This window comes from Amycolatopsis sp. cg13, assembly GCF_041346965.1.
Classification (GTDB): Bacteria; Actinomycetota; Actinomycetes; order Mycobacteriales; family Pseudonocardiaceae; genus Amycolatopsis.
In genome coordinates this window covers 3,571,726-3,587,826 of sequence record NZ_CP166848.1, presented here as the reverse complement: position 1 = coordinate 3,587,826, position 16,101 = coordinate 3,571,726, and the positions used below count along the sequence as shown (strand labels likewise).

At 68.9% G+C, this 16,101-nt stretch carries 15 protein-coding genes; 5 read left to right on the top strand and 10 right to left on the bottom strand.

What is annotated here, in order from left to right:
- The first annotated feature begins 78 nt into the window (after positions 1-78).
- Positions 79-681: a TetR/AcrR family transcriptional regulator gene (locus AB5I40_RS16300; RefSeq protein WP_370939336.1), complete on the top strand. Its 603-nt coding sequence runs from the start codon at positions 79-81 to the stop codon at positions 679-681.
- 204 nt (positions 682-885) lie between these two features.
- On the opposite strand, the gene AB5I40_RS16295 is transcribed toward AB5I40_RS16300, so the two are convergent.
- A complete protein-coding gene (locus tag AB5I40_RS16295) occupies positions 886-1,872 on the bottom strand; it encodes an aldo/keto reductase (protein ID WP_370939335.1) in 987 nt (328 codons plus the stop codon).
- 83 nt (positions 1,873-1,955) lie between these two features.
- On the opposite strand from AB5I40_RS16295, the gene AB5I40_RS16290 reads away from it, so the two are divergent.
- Positions 1,956-3,476 carry a phytoene desaturase family protein gene (locus tag AB5I40_RS16290; protein ID WP_370939334.1) on the top strand — a complete coding sequence of 507 codons (1,521 nt, stop codon included), beginning with the start codon at positions 1,956-1,958 and terminating at the stop codon, positions 3,474-3,476.
- Between the two features lie 30 nt (positions 3,477-3,506).
- Here the strand turns inward: AB5I40_RS16290 and yaaA are convergent, their stop codons facing one another.
- A complete protein-coding gene (gene yaaA / locus AB5I40_RS16285; protein ID WP_370939333.1) occupies positions 3,507-4,250 on the bottom strand; it encodes a peroxide stress protein YaaA in 744 nt (247 codons plus the stop codon).
- A gap of 66 nt (positions 4,251-4,316) precedes the next feature.
- On the opposite strand from yaaA, the gene AB5I40_RS16280 reads away from it, so the two are divergent.
- Positions 4,317-5,282 (top strand): GNAT family N-acetyltransferase, encoded by a 966-nt coding sequence (locus tag AB5I40_RS16280; RefSeq protein ID WP_370939332.1) that lies wholly within the window; start codon positions 4,317-4,319, stop codon positions 5,280-5,282.
- A 172-nt stretch (positions 5,283-5,454) separates the two neighbouring features.
- Here the strand turns inward: AB5I40_RS16280 and AB5I40_RS16275 are convergent, their stop codons facing one another.
- Positions 5,455-5,811 carry a VOC family protein gene (locus AB5I40_RS16275; protein WP_370939331.1) on the bottom strand — a complete coding sequence of 119 codons (357 nt, stop codon included), beginning with the start codon at positions 5,809-5,811 and terminating at the stop codon, positions 5,455-5,457.
- A gap of 124 nt (positions 5,812-5,935) precedes the next feature.
- Here AB5I40_RS16275 and AB5I40_RS16270 point away from each other — a divergent pair, with 124 nt between their 5' ends.
- Together AB5I40_RS16270 and AB5I40_RS16265 are read left to right on the top strand one after the other, a co-directional pair.
- Positions 5,936-7,684 carry a proline--tRNA ligase gene (locus AB5I40_RS16270; protein WP_370939329.1) on the top strand — a complete coding sequence of 583 codons (1,749 nt, stop codon included), beginning with the start codon at positions 5,936-5,938 and terminating at the stop codon, positions 7,682-7,684.
- Between the two features lie 5 nt (positions 7,685-7,689).
- Positions 7,690-8,691, top strand: a complete 1,002-nt coding sequence (locus AB5I40_RS16265) for a hypothetical protein (protein ID WP_370939328.1) — start codon at positions 7,690-7,692, stop codon at positions 8,689-8,691.
- On the opposite strand, the gene AB5I40_RS16260 is transcribed toward AB5I40_RS16265, so the two are convergent.
- From AB5I40_RS16260 to AB5I40_RS16230, 7 genes are all read right to left on the bottom strand, one after another.
- A complete protein-coding gene (locus AB5I40_RS16260) occupies positions 8,631-10,802 on the bottom strand; it encodes a bifunctional lysylphosphatidylglycerol flippase/synthetase MprF (RefSeq protein WP_370939327.1) in 2,172 nt (723 codons plus the stop codon). The genes AB5I40_RS16265 and AB5I40_RS16260 overlap by 61 nt on opposite strands.
- 233 nt (positions 10,803-11,035) lie before the next feature.
- The gene (locus AB5I40_RS16255; RefSeq protein WP_370940533.1) at positions 11,036-11,737 is read right to left on the bottom strand and encodes a haloacid dehalogenase-like hydrolase; all 702 of its coding nucleotides are present in this window, start codon (positions 11,735-11,737) and stop codon (positions 11,036-11,038) included.
- A gap of 30 nt (positions 11,738-11,767) precedes the next feature.
- On the bottom strand, positions 11,768-12,178 hold the full coding sequence (locus AB5I40_RS16250; RefSeq protein ID WP_037820381.1) for a YjbQ family protein: 411 nt from the start codon (positions 12,176-12,178) through the stop codon (positions 11,768-11,770).
- 16 nt (positions 12,179-12,194) lie between these two features.
- A complete protein-coding gene (locus tag AB5I40_RS16245) occupies positions 12,195-12,839 on the bottom strand; it encodes a response regulator (protein WP_370939326.1) in 645 nt (214 codons plus the stop codon).
- A 24-nt stretch (positions 12,840-12,863) separates the two neighbouring features.
- Complete coding sequence (locus AB5I40_RS16240; protein ID WP_370939325.1) at positions 12,864-14,261, bottom strand: sensor histidine kinase; 1,398 nt, start codon at positions 14,259-14,261, stop codon at positions 12,864-12,866.
- Between the two features lie 502 nt (positions 14,262-14,763).
- Complete coding sequence (locus AB5I40_RS16235; RefSeq protein WP_370939324.1) at positions 14,764-14,982, bottom strand: hypothetical protein; 219 nt, start codon at positions 14,980-14,982, stop codon at positions 14,764-14,766.
- 8 nt (positions 14,983-14,990) lie between these two features.
- Positions 14,991-16,100 carry a fatty acid desaturase gene (locus AB5I40_RS16230; protein ID WP_370939323.1) on the bottom strand — a complete coding sequence of 370 codons (1,110 nt, stop codon included), beginning with the start codon at positions 16,098-16,100 and terminating at the stop codon, positions 14,991-14,993.
- Position 16,101 lies beyond the last annotated feature (1 nt).

Here is a 16,101-nt window from a genome sequence, read left to right as displayed (position 1 = left end):
TACCCTTGTCCGACGGCTTAACCAAGTGTGCTTACTGAGTAAGCTTACCGGATAAAGGCAGCACGGGAGGGTGAACTCATGCCTAATCGCGGCGATCGGGGCGGGGCCAAGACGCGGGCGCGGATCGCCGAGGTCGCGACCGGGCTGTTCCTGGAGCGCGGGTTCGACGCGGTCACGATCGCCGACGTCGCCGCCGCGGCCGGGGTGTCCAAGGTGACGGTGTTCTCGCACTTCGAGCGCAAGGAAGACCTGCTGCTGGACCGCTTGCCGGAGGCGATCGAACTGGTGCGGTCGGCGGTCCGGGCGCGGACTGGCGGCGTGGTCGAGGCGCTTCGGCAGCTCGCGCTGCGGTTGACGGAGGAGCAGCACGTGCTGTCCGGCATCGGCGGCGACGTCGGGCCGCTGATGCGGACGGTCGCGGAGTCGCCCGCATTGATCGCGCGGCTGCGGGCGTTCGGGTACGAGATGGAGTCCGAGCTGGCCGGGGAACTCGCCGCGGACGCGCGGTTTTCCGGGGACGCGGCGCTGACCGCCGCGTTGGTGGTGGCGGCTTACCGGACGGTGGCGGTGGCGACGATCCGGCGTCGGCTGGCGGGGGAGGATCTGGCTGCGCTGGCGGAATCGCACCGGGAGCGGCTGACGGAGGCGTTCGACGTGGTGGAGCGCATGGTCAGCGAGTGAAGCCTGGCCGGGTCTCGCCTCGCTAAGAGATCGGCTGCCCGGCACCAAGCCTGTCGCCGCGGGCAGTATCGGGCGAGTTGGCGGGCGGCGTCGGCTCCGGCCAGGTTGTCCCCGAACTCGACGTCGAGCGGGAAGCAGATCGCCGCCGGGAAAACCGATCGCCGAGGCGACGCCGGACAGCGGGCGTCCAGCGTCGCCTCGAGGTCAGCGGTTGACGAACGCGAGGTGGGCCGCGTCGTAGCGCTCGCCCGCGAAGTTCTCCGGCGCGGCGACGGCCTCGATCGCGGCGAGGTCGTCGGCGGTCAGATCGACGGTCAGGGCCGCGAGGTTTTCCTCCAGGTACTGCTTCCGCCGCGTGCCCGGGATCGGCACGACGTCCTCGCCGCGCGCCTGCACCCACGCCAGCGCCAGCTGGCCGGTCGTGACCTCCTTCGCGGCGGCCAGTTCCTCCAGTTTCGCCACGATCGCGAGGTTCCGGTCGAGGTTGCCGTCGGCGAAACGGGGCTGGTAGCGCCGCACGTCGTTGTCCGCCATCGTTTCGGTGGAGCGGTAGCGGCCGGTCAGGAAGCCGCGGCCGAGCGGCGAGAACGGGACGAGACCGATGTCCAGTTCGCGGCAGGTCGGCGCGATTTCGGCTTCCAGATCGCGGGTCCACAGCGACCATTCGCTCTCCAGCGCGGCGATGGGGTGCACCGCGTGCGCGCGCCGGATGGTCTGCGCGCTCGCCTCGGAAAGCCCTAGGTGCCGGACCTTTCCGTCCTGCACCAGTTCCGCCATCGCGCCGACGGTTTCCTCGATCGGCACGTCCGGGTCGACGCGGTGCAGGTAGTACAGGTCAATGTGGTCGACGCCGAGCCGCTGCAGGGAGGCTTCGCAGGCCTGGCGCACGTAGGCAGCGTCGCCGCGGACCTGGGTCGGTTCGCCGAGACGGCTCGCGATGCCGAATTTGGTGGCCAGCACTACCTCGTCGCGGCGGCCGGCGATCGCGCGGCCGATGAGTTCCTCGTTGTGGCCGGAACCGTAGAAGTCAGACGTGTCAAGGAAAGTCACGCCGAGGTCGAGTGCGTGGCGCAGCGTTTCGATCGACTGCGCGTCGTCGGTCGCGCCGTAGCCGTGGCTCATTCCCATGCAGCCCAAGCCCTGTGCGGAAACCGCCAGTCCGCCGAGGTTCCGGGTCGGGACGTCGGTCATGGTCGCTCCTTCTGCGCCGGATCTTGTCGTTGGCGACGCTAAGACCTGGAGTGCGCTCCGGGTCAAGCATTAGGCTCGCCGCGGTGGACTACGACGCGGTGATCGTCGGCGGCGGGCACAACGGGCTCGTCGCCGCTGCCTATCTGGCCCGGGCCGGACGGTCGGTGCTGGTGCTGGAACGACGTGCGGAGATCGGGGGCGCGGCGGTTTCTTTCCGCGCTTTTCCTGGTGTGGATGTTCGGCTGTCGCGTTATTCGTATCTCGTGAGCTTGTTGCCGCGGCGGATCGTGGCTGAGCTGGGGCTGGACGTCCGGTTGCGGAGGCGGCGGATGTCGTCCTATACGCCGGTCGGCGACACGGGTCTCCTTGTCGACACGGGGGATGACGAGCGGACTGGGGCGTCGTTTCGTGCGGTTACTGGGTCGGCGAAGGATTATGTTTCCTGGCAACGGTTTTACGCTTCGGCGGCTCGGATGGCTGGGGTGACGTTCGATTCACTGACTGAGCCGTTGCCTACGCGGGCTGAGCTGCGTCGGCGGATTGGCGATGACGAGGCGTGGGAGACGTTTTTCGAGCGTCCGGTCGGGGAGACGCTGCGCGGGTCGTTCGAGGACGACGTCGTGCGCGGGGTTGTGCTCACTGATGCGTTGATCGGCACTTTCGCCTCCGCGGACGACGAGCAGCTTCGGCAGAACCGCTGCCTGCTCTACCACCTCATCGGCAACGGCACCGGTGACTGGGACGTCCCGGTCGGCGGAATGGGCGCGGTCACCGATGCGCTCGCGGACGCGGCCCGTCGCGCTGGAGCGCGGCTGGTCACCGGCGCGGAGGTGCTGTCGGTGGCCCCGGACGGCGAAGTTCGTTACCGCGAAGGCGATACGGAACGCGTGGTGACCGGCGGGCACGTGCTGGCGAATGTCGCGCCGCGCACGCTCGCCCGGTTGCTGGGCGAGGAGCCCGCGGAGTCGCCGGAGGGGGCCCAGTTGAAGGTGAACATGGTGCTGCGGCGGTTGCCCCGGTTGCGTGACGCGGCAGTCGATCCGCGTGCCGCGTTCGGCGGGACCTTCCACGTCAACGAATCGTTCGCCCAGCTGGAAACTGCTCATCGGGAGGCCGCGGCAGGCCGGGTCCCGACGGTGCCGCCGTGCGAGATCTACTGCCATTCGCTGACTGATCCGTCGATCCTCGGTCCTGCTGAACGAGCGGCCGGGGTGCAGACGCTGACGTTGTTCGGCCTGCACATGCCGGCCCGGCTGTTCGAAGCGGACAACGACGGTGCGCGGGCGGAGGCGTTGCGCGCCACGGTTTCGTCGCTGGACAGCGTGCTCGCGGAGCCGATCTCGGACTGTCTGCTGCTCGACGGCGACGGAAACCCGTGTATCGAAGCCAAAACGCCGCTGGATCTGGAGGCGGAGCTGGGTTTGCCGCGCGGGCACATCTTCCACCGCGACCTGTCGTGGCCGTACGGCGACGACGAGACGGCGGGGACGTGGGGCGTCGAGACCCGGCACGAGCGGGTGTTGCTGTGCGGGGCGGGCGCGGTTCGCGGCGGTGGGGTGAGCGGGATTCCCGGGCACAACGCGGCGATGGCGGTGCTCGGCTGAAGATCCCGCGCGTGACTCGGGGGCGCCGGTTCAGTCGGTGAGCAGTTCCAGCGCGTGGTCGCCGGTGCGTTCTACGGTCAGGCCTGCTTTGGTGATTACCCGCACTAACTGGTCCACAGAGGACGGTTCGCTTCGCGAGGTGGCCAGTACGGCGGCCAGTTTTCCTTTATAGGCCTTGTTGAAGTGGCTCACCGTGGTGCGGTTGCCGTTGGCGTCTTCGGTGACTACTCGGACGGTGACCGCGTCTGCGCGCAGTTTGGCGAAGGCGGCGTACGTGCCGGAACGGAGGTCCACGATCAGGCCTTCGACCTCGTGCAGTACTGGTTCCAGGACCGGCTTCCACAGGCCTCGGACGGTGCCCAGCGCGGGCACTGTGTTGCCGCCCGAGAGGCGGTAGGCGGGGATGGGGTCGGTGGCCGCGACGACGCCGAACAGGGAGGACGTGACGGCCAGTCGTTGCTGTGCTTTGGCCAGGCCGGCGCGGGTGAAGCTTTTGACGTCCAGTGCGTCGTAGAGGACGCCGGTGTAGCGGCTCAGCGCGGGCATCGTCGGGGAGGTCCAGAGCTGGGCGTTGCGGGTGACCTCGTCGGCTTGGCGCGCGGAGATGCCCAGGGCGGCGAGGCTCGCGGGGACGTCGGCCGCGAGTTCGACCAGGGCGTCGGCCAGCTTGGCGCGCACCGGGTTCAGCTCGGGGAACGACAGCGCGTCCAGGTCCAGCGGCGCGCCTTTGCCGCCGTCGGCCTTGGTTTCTGAAGGGGGGAGGAGCACCAGCACCCCCGGAGCGTAACCGCCGGGTAATCCAGGTGCGTTGGCCGTGTGCCGCTCCTTACTCTGGCTCGCATGGAACTCACCTGGCGCCCGCTCACGCTCGCCGACGTCGGCGAGGTCACCCGGCTCTGCGCGGTCGCGGAGGAAACCGACCGCACTGGCGAGCACTGGGACGAGGGCGACGTGCGCCAGGAACTGTCGGGCCCGTCGGTCGATCTGCCGGGAGCGAGCACCGGTGCTTGGGACGGGGCGCGGCTGGTGAGCTATGCGTTGGTCATTGCCCGCGACGCCGCTGATCCGGTGCATCAGCCGCACGTCGCAGCGCTGACTGACCCGGAGTATCGGACCGACGAGGTCGCTTCGGCGCTGACGGAGTGGCTCGTGCGCACGGCTCGGACCGTCCACGCGCGGCACTTCCCGGACGCGAAGCTGGAACTGCACGCTGGCGCGCACGAGAACGAGCATTGGTACATCTCGCTGCTGGAGCGCGGCGGGTTCAAGCAGGAACGCACCTTCGTGGAGATGCGCGCGGGCTTGGCCTCGCTGCCCTCGGCGCCGGAGCTTCCGGACGATCTTCCGCTGGTCGCCTGCGAGAAACGCTACGACGCACTGGTGCTCGACGCGCGCAACGCCGCGTTCGCCGGGCACTGGGGCAGCACCTGGCTCTCCGCCGACGAGTGGGAACACCGGTTTCGCGGCAACAAGGACTTTCAGCCGGACCTGTCGTTTCTCCTCCTTTCCCCGGAGCGGGACCGGGTCGTGGCGTTCGTGATGTCGTCGTTCTACGAGGCGGACGCGGCGGCGACCGGAGTGCGCGAGCTGCACGTCAACTACGTCGGCACCCTGGCGGAGGCTCGCGGCCGGGGCCTGGCGTCGGCGCTGCTGGCACACACCCTCGAGGCCGGTCGTGCGGCTGGCTTCGAGAAGTCGTCGCTGTCGGTGGACGTGGACAACACCCACCGGGCGCTCGCTGTTTACGAACGGTGCGGGTATCGGGCGGCTGAGCGGAATTACGGGTACGTTTTGCCGCTCGGCTGACTGTCGCCGAAGTGCTTGCGCGGACGGCTTCGGCTGGGTGCCGCCGGAGGCGTTCGCCCACGACCGGCCTGCCCGCCCGCGTCAGCTCGCCGCCGCGTCCGCGGATGGCCAGACGGGCCGGTAGCAGAACCCGCTCCGACCGCGCCCGCCGACGCCCGCGCTCACTCAATCCTCAATGCGCCCCCTTCGCGGACACACAAAACACATTCCCCTCCGGATCCTCCAGCACCGTCCACTCCAGCCCGGGCACCTGATGCTGCCCCAGCTCCACCGCACCAAGCCTGACCAGTCGCCGGACCTCGGCCTCACGGTCGTCCGCGCCGAAGTCCACGTGCACGCGGTTCTTCCCGCTCCGCGGCTCCGGCACCCGCTGCAACCCCAGCCGAGGCCCGCCCGACGCAGGACCCTCCAGCATCACGAACTCGCCGTAGTCCGCCGCCACCGATACGCCCAGTGCCGCTGTCCAGAACTCCGCCAGGCGCTGCGGCTCGGCGCAGTCGACGGTGATCATGCCCATCTCCAAACCCATGCCCGCACGCTAGCCGCGACCACCGACAAAAACGGCGCCCGCCGATAACCCGCATGCGTCGAGGCCCGGGGGTTGACTACTCTGTGCGAAACGTCTAAGGCCCGCTCAGCGCAGGGAGTTCCCAGTGATCACCAGGATGTCGTCGTTGTTCCTCCGCACGCTGCGCGAGGATCCGGCGGACGCCGAAGTGCCCAGCCACCGGCTGCTGGTGCGCGCCGGCTACGTCCGCCGGGTCGCCCCGGGTGGTTACTCGTGGCTGCCGCTCGGCCTGCGGGTGCTGCGCCGGGTCGAGGAGACCGTGCGCGAGGAGATGAACGCGATCGGCGCGCAGGAGATCCAGTTCCCCGCGCTGCTGCCCCGCGAACCGTACGAGGCCACCAACCGCTGGACCGAGTACGGCGACAACCTCTTCCGCCTCAAGGACCGCAAGGGGGCCGACTACCTCCTCGGCCCGACCCACGAGGAGCTGTTCGCGCTCACCGTGAAGGGGGAGTACAGCTCCTACAAGGACTTCCCGGTCACGCTGTACCAAATCCAGGCCAAGTACCGCGACGAGGCGCGCCCCCGCGCGGGCGTCCTGCGCGGCCGCGAGTTCGTCATGAAGGACTCCTACTCCTTCGACCTCGACGACGAAGGCCTCGAGCGCTCCTACCAGGCCCACCGCGACGCCTACATCAAGCTGTTCGACCGCCTCGGCCTCGAGTACGTCATCGTGGCCGCCACGTCCGGCGCGATGGGCGGCTCGGCGTCCGAGGAGTTCCTCGCGGTCGCGGAGAACGGCGAGGACACCTTCGTCCGCAGCACCGAATCCGGCTACGCGGCGAACGTCGAGGCCGTGGTCACGCCCGTGCCCGCCGCCCGGCCGCTCGAAGGCCTGCCCGAGGCGCAGATCCACCACACCCCGGACACGCCGACCATCGAGACCCTCGTCGCGTTCTTCAACGCCGCCGGGCTCGGCCGCGAGTTCACTGCGGCGGACACGCTGAAGAACGTCCTGGTCAAGACGCGCCAGCCGGGCGCGAAGGAGTGGGAGCTGCTCGGCATCGGCCTCCCGGGCGACCGCGAGGTGGACTTCAAGCGTCTCGAAGCGGCGCTCGAGCCCGCCGAGGTGGAGCTGCTCGAGGAAGCCGACTTCGCGAAGAACCCCTTCCTGGTCAAGGGCTACATCGGCCCGAAGGGGCTGCAGGAGAACGGCGTCCGCTACCTCGTCGACCCGCGCGTGGTCGAAGGCAGCGCCTGGCTGACCGGCGCCGACAAGCGCGACCACCACGTGCTCGACCTGGTCGTCGGCCGCGACTTCACGCCGGACGGCACCATCGAGGCCGCCGAGGTCCGCGAGGGCGACGCGTCGCCGGACGGGCAGGGCACGCTCGTCGCCGCGCGCGGCATCGAGATCGGGCACATCTTCCAGCTCGGCCGCAAGTACACCGACGCCTTCGAGGTCGACGCGCTCGGCCCGGACTCCAAGCCGGTCCGGATCACCATGGGCTCCTACGGCGTCGGCGTCTCCCGCCTGGTCGGTGTGCTCGCCGAGCAGAACCACGACGAGCAGGGCCTGGTGTGGCCGCGCGAGGTCTCGCCGTTCGACGTGCACGTGGTCATCGCGGGCAAGGACGAGACGGTGCGCGAGGGCGCGGAGAAGATCGCCGCCGAACTCGACGCCGCCGGTCTCGAAATCATCCTCGACGACCGCAAGGCCACCCCGGGCGTGAAGTTCGCCGACGCGGAACTGGTCGGCGTCCCGACGATCCTCGTCGTCGGCCGCGGCCTCGCGAACGGCCTGGTCGAGGTCAAGGACCGGCGCACCGGCGAACGCGAGGAAATCGCCGTCGACTCGGTCGTCGACCACCTCGCGAAGCTCGTCCGCGGCTGAAGCCCGTGGGCTGGTTCGGACGCAAACGGCGCGACGACGGCGGGTACCAGGACAACGCCGCGCTGAGCGGCTTCGGCGGGTACGAGCCGTCCGACGCGCCGAAGTTCCCGAGCGCCGGGTACGAGAAAACAGCGCCGAAGCCGTCCGAACCAGCCCCGCAGCCGCAGGGGACTCCGCCGCCTGAAGAGGGCGCGGATCCCCTGCGGCAAAGCCTCACCCCGGCGCAGCTCCGGCGATCCACGCCCCGCAAAACCAATCTCCGGCTGGTGAAGGCGGTCCCGATCCTCATCATGATCGGGATATTCGGCTACAACATCTTCTCCACCAAGAGCCACCATTCCGCCAGCACGGACGACACTCCGCGCGCCCCGCGCACCTACCAGCCGGACCCCAAGGTGGTCGTGCCGCCGGTGGTCGCGGGATGGCAGTCAGTGCCGGGCAAAGACGGCAGCTACGCGTACGACGTGCCGCCGTCCTGGAAACCGGCGCCGACCACGCTGCACGGCTGGGACCCGGTCGCCGGATCGTCCGGCATCAACCTCACCACCAGTGCGTTTCTAGGCAAGGGCAGCTGCAAGGAAGATCCAGTCGGCCAGTTCGGCGGCGCGGGGTTCACCACCGAGAAGACCAGCGACGCCGCCGAAGCCGCCCGCAAGGCGGTCACCGACCTGGGCATCAGCGCGTACACCGGCGAAGGCGCTCCGGCCGCGAAGGTGACGCCTGGCGCGCCGGAGAAGACCGAGGTCAAGATCGAGAACGAAAGCCGCGAGGGCACACTCGTGGTCGCCGAGGTGGCCCCGAGCAACGCGCCGTGCCAGCCGCAGAGCGTGCTTGTCGGAGCACTCGCGCTCAAAGCCGGCGACAGGTCGGCCGTGCTGGTCGCGTACTCCGAACAAGGCCGCCCGGGCTCCGCGTCCCGGGAGGACCTCGTCCGGATCCTGCACAGTTACCGCGGCGTCCCGGCCGCGGACCGGTCCACGACCACGCCGCCGCCGACCACGCGCTGACGCCGCAGCGCCAGCTTCGCGAAGTCCATCAGCCCGGCGTTCGGCAGATACGCGCGGCCCAGCGCGATCCCGATCCGCGGCAGATCGGCCTCGTCGCGGTAAGCGAGGTACAACGGCTCGTGCCGCGGCTGGAACTTCGCCTTGAACGCGTGCAGGGAACGGAATCCGTAGTACGGCTCCATCATCGAACCCAGCGCGTCCAGCATCCGGTCGACCATCTGGCGCGGCGTGCTGTCGTTGCTGCGGACCAGCGGCGCGCCCGAGAGCGATACGAACTTCGCGCCCTCCTCGCGGAACGCCAGGCAGGTCGAGGCGATCAGGAATTCCATCACCGGCCGGAATCCGCCCGCGCGGCGGCGCATCACGTCGAGCGTCCAGCCGCCGACTTCGCCGTCGCCGGTGTGCACCGGCAGCCACGACGTCACGCCGTGCACCGTGCCGTCCGCGTCGACCGCGAGACCGACCCGCGTCGCCGGGTCCATCGCCTGGTCCACGCCGCCGAGCGTGAAGCCCATCTCCGGAAGGCCCTTGTCGCAGATCCATTCCTCGGACAGCGCCCGCACCTGTTCGCGGATCGACCACGGCTGTTCGGCCAGTCGCACCAGCCGGAACTCGATGCCGTCCTTCTTGGCGCGGTTCAGCGCGGTCCGCACGTCCTGCCAGGCCTTGCCGCGGAATTCGAGGTTTTCCAAGTCCACCAACGTGTCCTCGGCGACCTGGACGTGCTGCCAGCCGAGTTTCGTGGTCTGCGCGACGGTCCCGGCGGTCGCCGAGAACACGCACGGCACAAGCCCGGTGTTCTCGCACATCGCGGAGAACTCCCGCAGCGTGCGGTCGCTCGTCCCGTCTGGTGCGACCGGGTCGCCGAGCGCCACCGCGACGCCGGCGTGCCGCTGATACGCCAGGTACGACGTGCCGTCGGAGGCGACGAAGTAGGTGTTCTGCGGCCAGGTCGTCATCCACGAGATGGTGCTGCCGCCGTTGCGGCCCAGCAGAAGCCGCGCGAAGGCCGGGTCCGGTCCGCCGCGGAAGATCTTGCGCCGCCTGCGCCGCGAGGGAACGCGGAACGCGCGCCGGGCCGAGATCAGCAACACCAGCTCGACTGTCCACAAGAGATTGTCCACGATGAACAGCGGCGGGCTGCTGAGGTCGTAGTCCTCGCGGATCAGTTGCGTGATCGCGACGAGCCCGGCGAGCACCGCCATCTGCGACGCGGCGAGCACGCACAGCGCGATCGCGCACCGCCAGGCGAACCGCGAACCGCGGCGCAGCCCGTTGAGGATCGGCACCGCGACGATGCACAGCGGGAGAAGTTCGTTGCCGGACAACGAGATCGAGTCCGACGAGCCGAACGGGCCGTCGCCCGGGACCAGCCACATCACCACTTCGGCGACGACCAGCAGCACCAACCCGGCGGACGCGAGCAGCCGCCATTCGCGCAGCGACGGCTTGTTGGCGTTGCGTGCGGCGGGCCCGGCGAGCCGTCGGCCCAGCGGCAGCGCGAGAACGAGCGCGAAGAAGTGCACGAGGTCGGCGAGGGTGCCGACATAAACGATCGCTACTCCGGCGTATACGCAAAGCCCGGCTCGCAGCCGCAGCCGCCACGGCGTGCGCAGGGTGGCGCTGGTGATGGCGATCGCGGCGAGCGCGCCGCCGGAGAAGCCGACGTCGAGCGTGCCGGAGATCCGGTCGGCCCAGGCCCAGCCGGAATTGCGGGAAAGTTCGAGGAATTGCACCGCGACGATCGTCGACACCACTTGCCCGCCGATGGTCACCGCCATCGCTCGCCGGGTGCCCAGGTGCCATTCGGCGAACCCGGCCATCAGCGCGAAACTTCCCGCCATCGGCAGGTAGAACCACGGGCGCAGGGCGTAGAACGGCCCGGTGAACAGCGTCCACCAGCGGCCGTGTTCGAGCGACGGGAGGCCGTAGGCGTAGTAGTGGAAAGCGTGCTGGTGCTCGGCGGCGTGCCAGAGCGAGCCGGTCGCGACCCCCACGATCATGATCGCGAGCACGACGGTCGTCGTGAACGGGATCCGGTTCCACAGCACCGCTAGCCGTCCGCGTGCCTCTCCGGCCACGAGGCCGGTTCCCCCCTGTGCGATCGTCATGGGGAAAGTTTGGCGCGGCGATCTTAAGCGGTCATCGCCCGTCGGACCTACTTCTCCCCCTAAGGGACTGCTACCCCAGGGGGACCCGACCCTGGCCCCAAGACTGACCTTCGTCGAAGGTCAACGCGCTGACCAGGGAAAACAGGTTGGCATTCGGCTCATGAGCGGCTTATCCGACCTGGAACAGGGGTTGACACCAACGCCGCCCGAACGAGTGATCCCGGTCGCTTGTCTCAGGGCAGTCCGAGCACCGCGGCGCGGACCGCAGACAGATCGGCGAGGTCCGGCAAGACCCGGTGTGCGCCCGCTTCGGTCAGTTGCCCGGCGGAAAACCGGCCAGTGGCAACGCCGATCGCCACCGCGCCGTATTCGAGCGCCGCGTCGATGTCGTTCGGAGTATCCCCGAGAATCACCACGGTTTCCGCGGGAAATTCCTTGCCGTGCTTCGCTTCCGCGGCTTTGACGGCGTGCGGGACGAGATCCGCGCGGCGCGGCGAAAGCGAACCGTAGCCGCCGATCTCCAGATCGAGATGCTCGTCGAGACCGAGCGCGGCGAGTTTGTGCCGCGAGATCTCCGGCAGGTTTCCGGTGACGAGACTCTGCACGACGCCGTCGGTCTTGGCGAGATCGGCGAGCACGGCCGCCGCGCCGTCGAGCGCCCGGCCTTCCTCGGGAAGCGTTTCCCGGGCGCGTTCGACGGCTGCGATCAGCTCCCGCCACATCCGCTGGATGGTGTCCTCGTCCGGTTCGATCCCGTGCATGGTCAGGACGTCGGCCGTGATCGCGCGCTCGGTCCGGCCGCCGAAATCCGGGTGCGTGCGGAACTGCGCCCCGGTCGCCGCCGCCAGCGCCGAGCCGTACCAGCCGACCCCGAGCCCGGTGTAGTCGACGAGCGTGTGGTCGATGTCCCAGAGCACCAGCCGGTGCGCGCGAATGGCTGTCACGTCCGCGATGCTACGGCGGGATCAGCCGGTGAGGTAGCTGAAGCGGACCCGGCGGACGGGATTGTCGACATTGGTGTCCACCAGGCACACCGACTGCCAGGTGCCGAGCAGCAGCACGCCGCCGAGCACCGGCACGGTCGCGTACGGCGGGAGGAACGCGGGAAGCACGTGGTCGCGGCCGTGCCCGCCGGTGCCGTGCTGGTGGCGCCAGCGGTTGTCGCGGGGGAGCAGGTCGTCGAGCGCGGCGAGGAGGTCGTCGTCGCTGCCCGCGCCGGTTTCCAGCACCGCGAGCCCGGCCGTCGCGTGCGGCACCCACACGTGCAGCAGGCCGTCGGTGGCATCGGCGTCGCGCAGGAACCTCTCGGCCTCCCGGGTGAGGTTGTGCACGACGGCGGTGTTTCCGGTGTGCACCTCGATCTCGGTGGAGTACATACCGTCAGGGTAGGCGTCAGGAATCGAGATAGCGGAGCACGGCGAGGACGCGCCGGTTGTGCCCGTCCGACGGGGGCAGGCCCAGCTTGCCGAAAATGCTCGTCACGTACTTCTCCACCGAGCCCGCCGACAGGAACGCCTCGGCCGCGATCGCCGAGTTCGACCGGCCTTGCGCCATCAAGCCGAGGATTTCGCGTTCGCGCGGGGTCAGCTCGGCGAGCGGACCGGCCTGGCCGGTGGTCGCGAACAGCTGGCGGACGACTTCCGGGTCGAGCACCGTCTCGCCCTTGGCGACGCGTTCCAACGCGGTGAGGAAGTCCGACACCTCGGCGACGCGGTCCTTCAGCAAGTAGCCGACCGCGCCCGCTTCTCCGGCGAGGAGCTGCTTGGCGTAGTTGGTTTCGACGTACTGCGAGAAGACGAGGATCGCGCAGCCTGGCCGTTCCGCGCGCAGGTCTATTGCCGCGCGCAGGCCTTCGTCGGTGTGGGTCGGCGGCATCCTGATGTCCACAATGGACACGTCGGGCTGGTGCTCGCGGACGGCGGTGCGGAGGTCGTCGGCGTTCTTCACTGCCGCTGCTACCTCGTGGCCGCGCAGGCCCAGGAGTTCGACTAGGCCCTGGCGCAGGATTGCCGAGTCCTCCGCGATCACGATCCGCACTGTTTCCCCCTCATTTCACCGAGTTTAGCGGGGCAGCGGGAGTGTTGCGGTGACTACGGTCGGGCCGCCGTTCGGGCTCGAAACGGTCAGCTCGCCGTCGGCCGGGCGGAGTCGTTCGGCGATTCCGGACAGTCCGCCGCCGGGGATGACCGCGGCGCCGCCGGGGCCGTGGTCGACGACGGTCAGCCGCAGCACGTCTTCGCGGTCTTCGACTAGGACCGTGCATCGTCCGGCACCGTGTTTGGACGCGTTGGTCATGAGTTCGGCGGCGGCGAAGTAGACGATTGTCTCCAGTGACGGGGGTGGGCGGCGGCTTAGTTCTACTGCGACGGTCGCGGAGAAATCGGCTGAGCTGGCCAATGTGGACAGTGCGAGGCTCAAGCCTTTGTCGAGCGCTGCGGGGTGGATGCCGCGGGCTAGGTCGCGGAGTTCGATGAGGGCTTGCTTGGCGTTGCTGTGGGCGGTGTCGACGAGGGTGCGGATTTGGTCGAGGTTGACGGAGTCGGCGGCTAGTTCTTCTTTTGCCAGGCCGAGTTTCATTGCCATGGCGACTAGTTGGGCCTGGGCTCCGTCGTGGAGGTCTCGTTCGATGCGGCGGAGTTGTTCTGCTGCTTCGTCTAGGGCGGTGGCTCGGGTTTCTTCGAGGAAGCGGACTCGTTCGCGAAGGCCTGGGTCGGCTGTCAGAGTGCGGAGGAGGAGGCGGTCGATTCCGGTGAGGAGGTGCACTACGGCGGGCCAGACGGTCAGGACGGCGATGCCGAGGAGGCACCAGCCGAGGGAGCCCAGCCAGCTGAAGCTCCCGATGTTGAAGACCGGCAGGCGGTGGCCGGGCCTGGTCTCGAGGAGCCAGGTGAGCGGGTAGGTGAAGGAGGCCAGGCCGAAGAAGCCGAGCGCGCCTGCGCCGATCATGGCGAGGAGGCCGAAGGGGAGGCGGACCAGGAGGTAGGCGACGGAGCGCCAGGCTGTTCGGTCGCCTAGGCGGGCGGTTAGCCAGTTCCAGAGGCCTGGGTTGAGGTCGGTTCTTGGTGGGGGTGGGAGGGAGATTCCTAGGAGTTTTGTGGCTAGGCGGCGGTGTAGGCCGGTGAAGACTCTTGCTCCGCGGAGGACGGCCGTGAGGATGAGGAATCCGGCGAGGACGGGGGTCAGGGCTATGCCGACGGCTGTTCCGGCCAGGAGGAGGACTACTGAGAGCAGGGGGAGGGGGCCGGTGATTGCCAGCCAGGCGGTTTCGCGGAGGGCTTGGCGCGGGGTGGCGGGCCATAGGCGGCGGAGTAGGGCTGGGTTCACCGGGTGACCTGGGGTGCCGGGGTGTGGGTGGGTGGTCACGTCGTTGAGTTTGCCGCGTTTTGGGGGTGAGGGGTACGGGGCTGGCTTGTGTGGTGGGGCGGGGGGTAGCCCTACCTCGTCGCCTGGCGGCGACATTGCGCACCTGGGTTGCGTGGGGCACCCCGAAGCGTGAGTGTGCTGACGGTCTGGGGGTGCTTGTCAAGGCGGGAAAGATGCCTTGACAAGCACCCCCAGACCGCAGGGACGCTTCATATCGGGGTGCGGGGGAGGGGCTGGGTGCTTCGAACCTTGGGTGCACCGGGTGGCGGTTGGGTGGCGGGGCGCACGGCTGGGTGCCTCGATCGTTGGGTGCTTCGGCTGCGGTTTGTGAGTGGGTTGGGGCTAGCGCCCCAATGTGGCGTTGGGTGCGTCAGATGCACCGAATGCCACATTGGGTGCGTGGGATGCACCCAACGCCGCATTGGGGCGCGTTCTGGCGGGGGTGGGCGGTCCGTGAAGGGGCCCTTGAGGGAATCTACGTCAGTGAAGGAGCCCATCGCGGCGTGGCGCGGCGTCGGTGGGTCGTGAGGGGAACCCTGAGGGAATCAGATTCCCTCAGGGTTCCCCTCACGTACTTCCGGGCCAGAACCGCCGGAGATCAGTCTGCGTCTGGGGTCTTGTCCAGGCGGGCTTCGTCTTCCTTCGCGCGTTGGGCTGCTTCGCGCATTTCGATCACGTCCGTGAACCAATCGCCCGTTTCGCGGGCTATGTCGCGGACTGCGCCAGTAATGATCGTGGCGATGTTGCCGATGTGGTTGGCTGCGGACTCCGTCAGCTCCTGCACGGTGTCCTTGCCACTTTCGAATGGGCCGACCATGGGCTTCCTCAGGCTGCTCGGAGTTGCCGTTCGGGGTCCACGGTAGCGGCCGGACCCGGTTTTCCGGGAAGGGCCAGCCGCGCGATCTTCTTAGCTACCGACCACAGCTGCTTGTACAGGGGGCCGGTGTTGTAAGGCAGGCCGTAGCGTTCGCAGATTTCCCGCACTTCTCCGGCGATTTGCGGGTAGCGGCGCGCGGGCAGGTCCGGGAACAGGTGGTGCTCGATCTGGTGCGACAGGTTTCCCGAGAGAATGTGGAACAGCGGACCGCCGGTGATGTTCGCGGAGCCCAGGATTTGGCGCAGGTACCACTGGCCGCGGGTTTCGTTCTCGGTCTCTTCCTCGGTGAAGCTCTCGACGTCCGCGGGGAAGTGGCCGCAGAAGATGATCGAGAACGCCCACAGGTTGCGGACCAGGTTGGCGCTTGCGTTGCCCAGCAGCGTCAGCGGCGCGAGCGGGCCGGTGAGCAGCGGGAACAGGACGTAGTCCTTGCCGATCTGGCGCGAGGCCTTGCGGACGATCCGGCGCAGCACCGGCACGTTTTCCGCCCAGGTTCGCTCGCCCTTCACCACCCGCTCGACTTCCAGGTCGTGCAGCATGACGCCCCACTGGAACAGCAGCGCGAGCAGCGTCGCGTACACCGGGTTGCCCAGGTAGTACGGATGCCACTTCTGCGCCGGGTCCATCCGCAGGATTCCGTAGCCGACGTCGCGGTCCTTGTCGACGATGTTGGTGTACGTGTGGTGGATGTAGTTGTGCGAATGCCGCCAGTTCTCCGCCGGCGCGACGGTGTCCCATTCGAAGCGCTGCGAGCTCAGCTCCGGGATGCGCGTCCAGTCGTACTGGCCGTGCATCACGTTGTGGCCGATCTCCATGTTGTCCAGGATTTTCGCCGCGGACAGCGCCGCGACGCCGGCCAGCCACGCGGGCGGCAGGAAGCCGGCGAACAGCAGGCCCCGGCCGGTCACCTCCAGCGCGCGCTGGGTTTTGATGATCTTGCGGATGTACTCGACATCCTCCTCGCCGAGGTCGTCGACGATCCGCTGGCGCAGTGCGTCGAGTTCGCGGCCGAATTCCTCGACCTGGGCGGGGGTCAGGCGGTCCTGCAGACCGGTCATG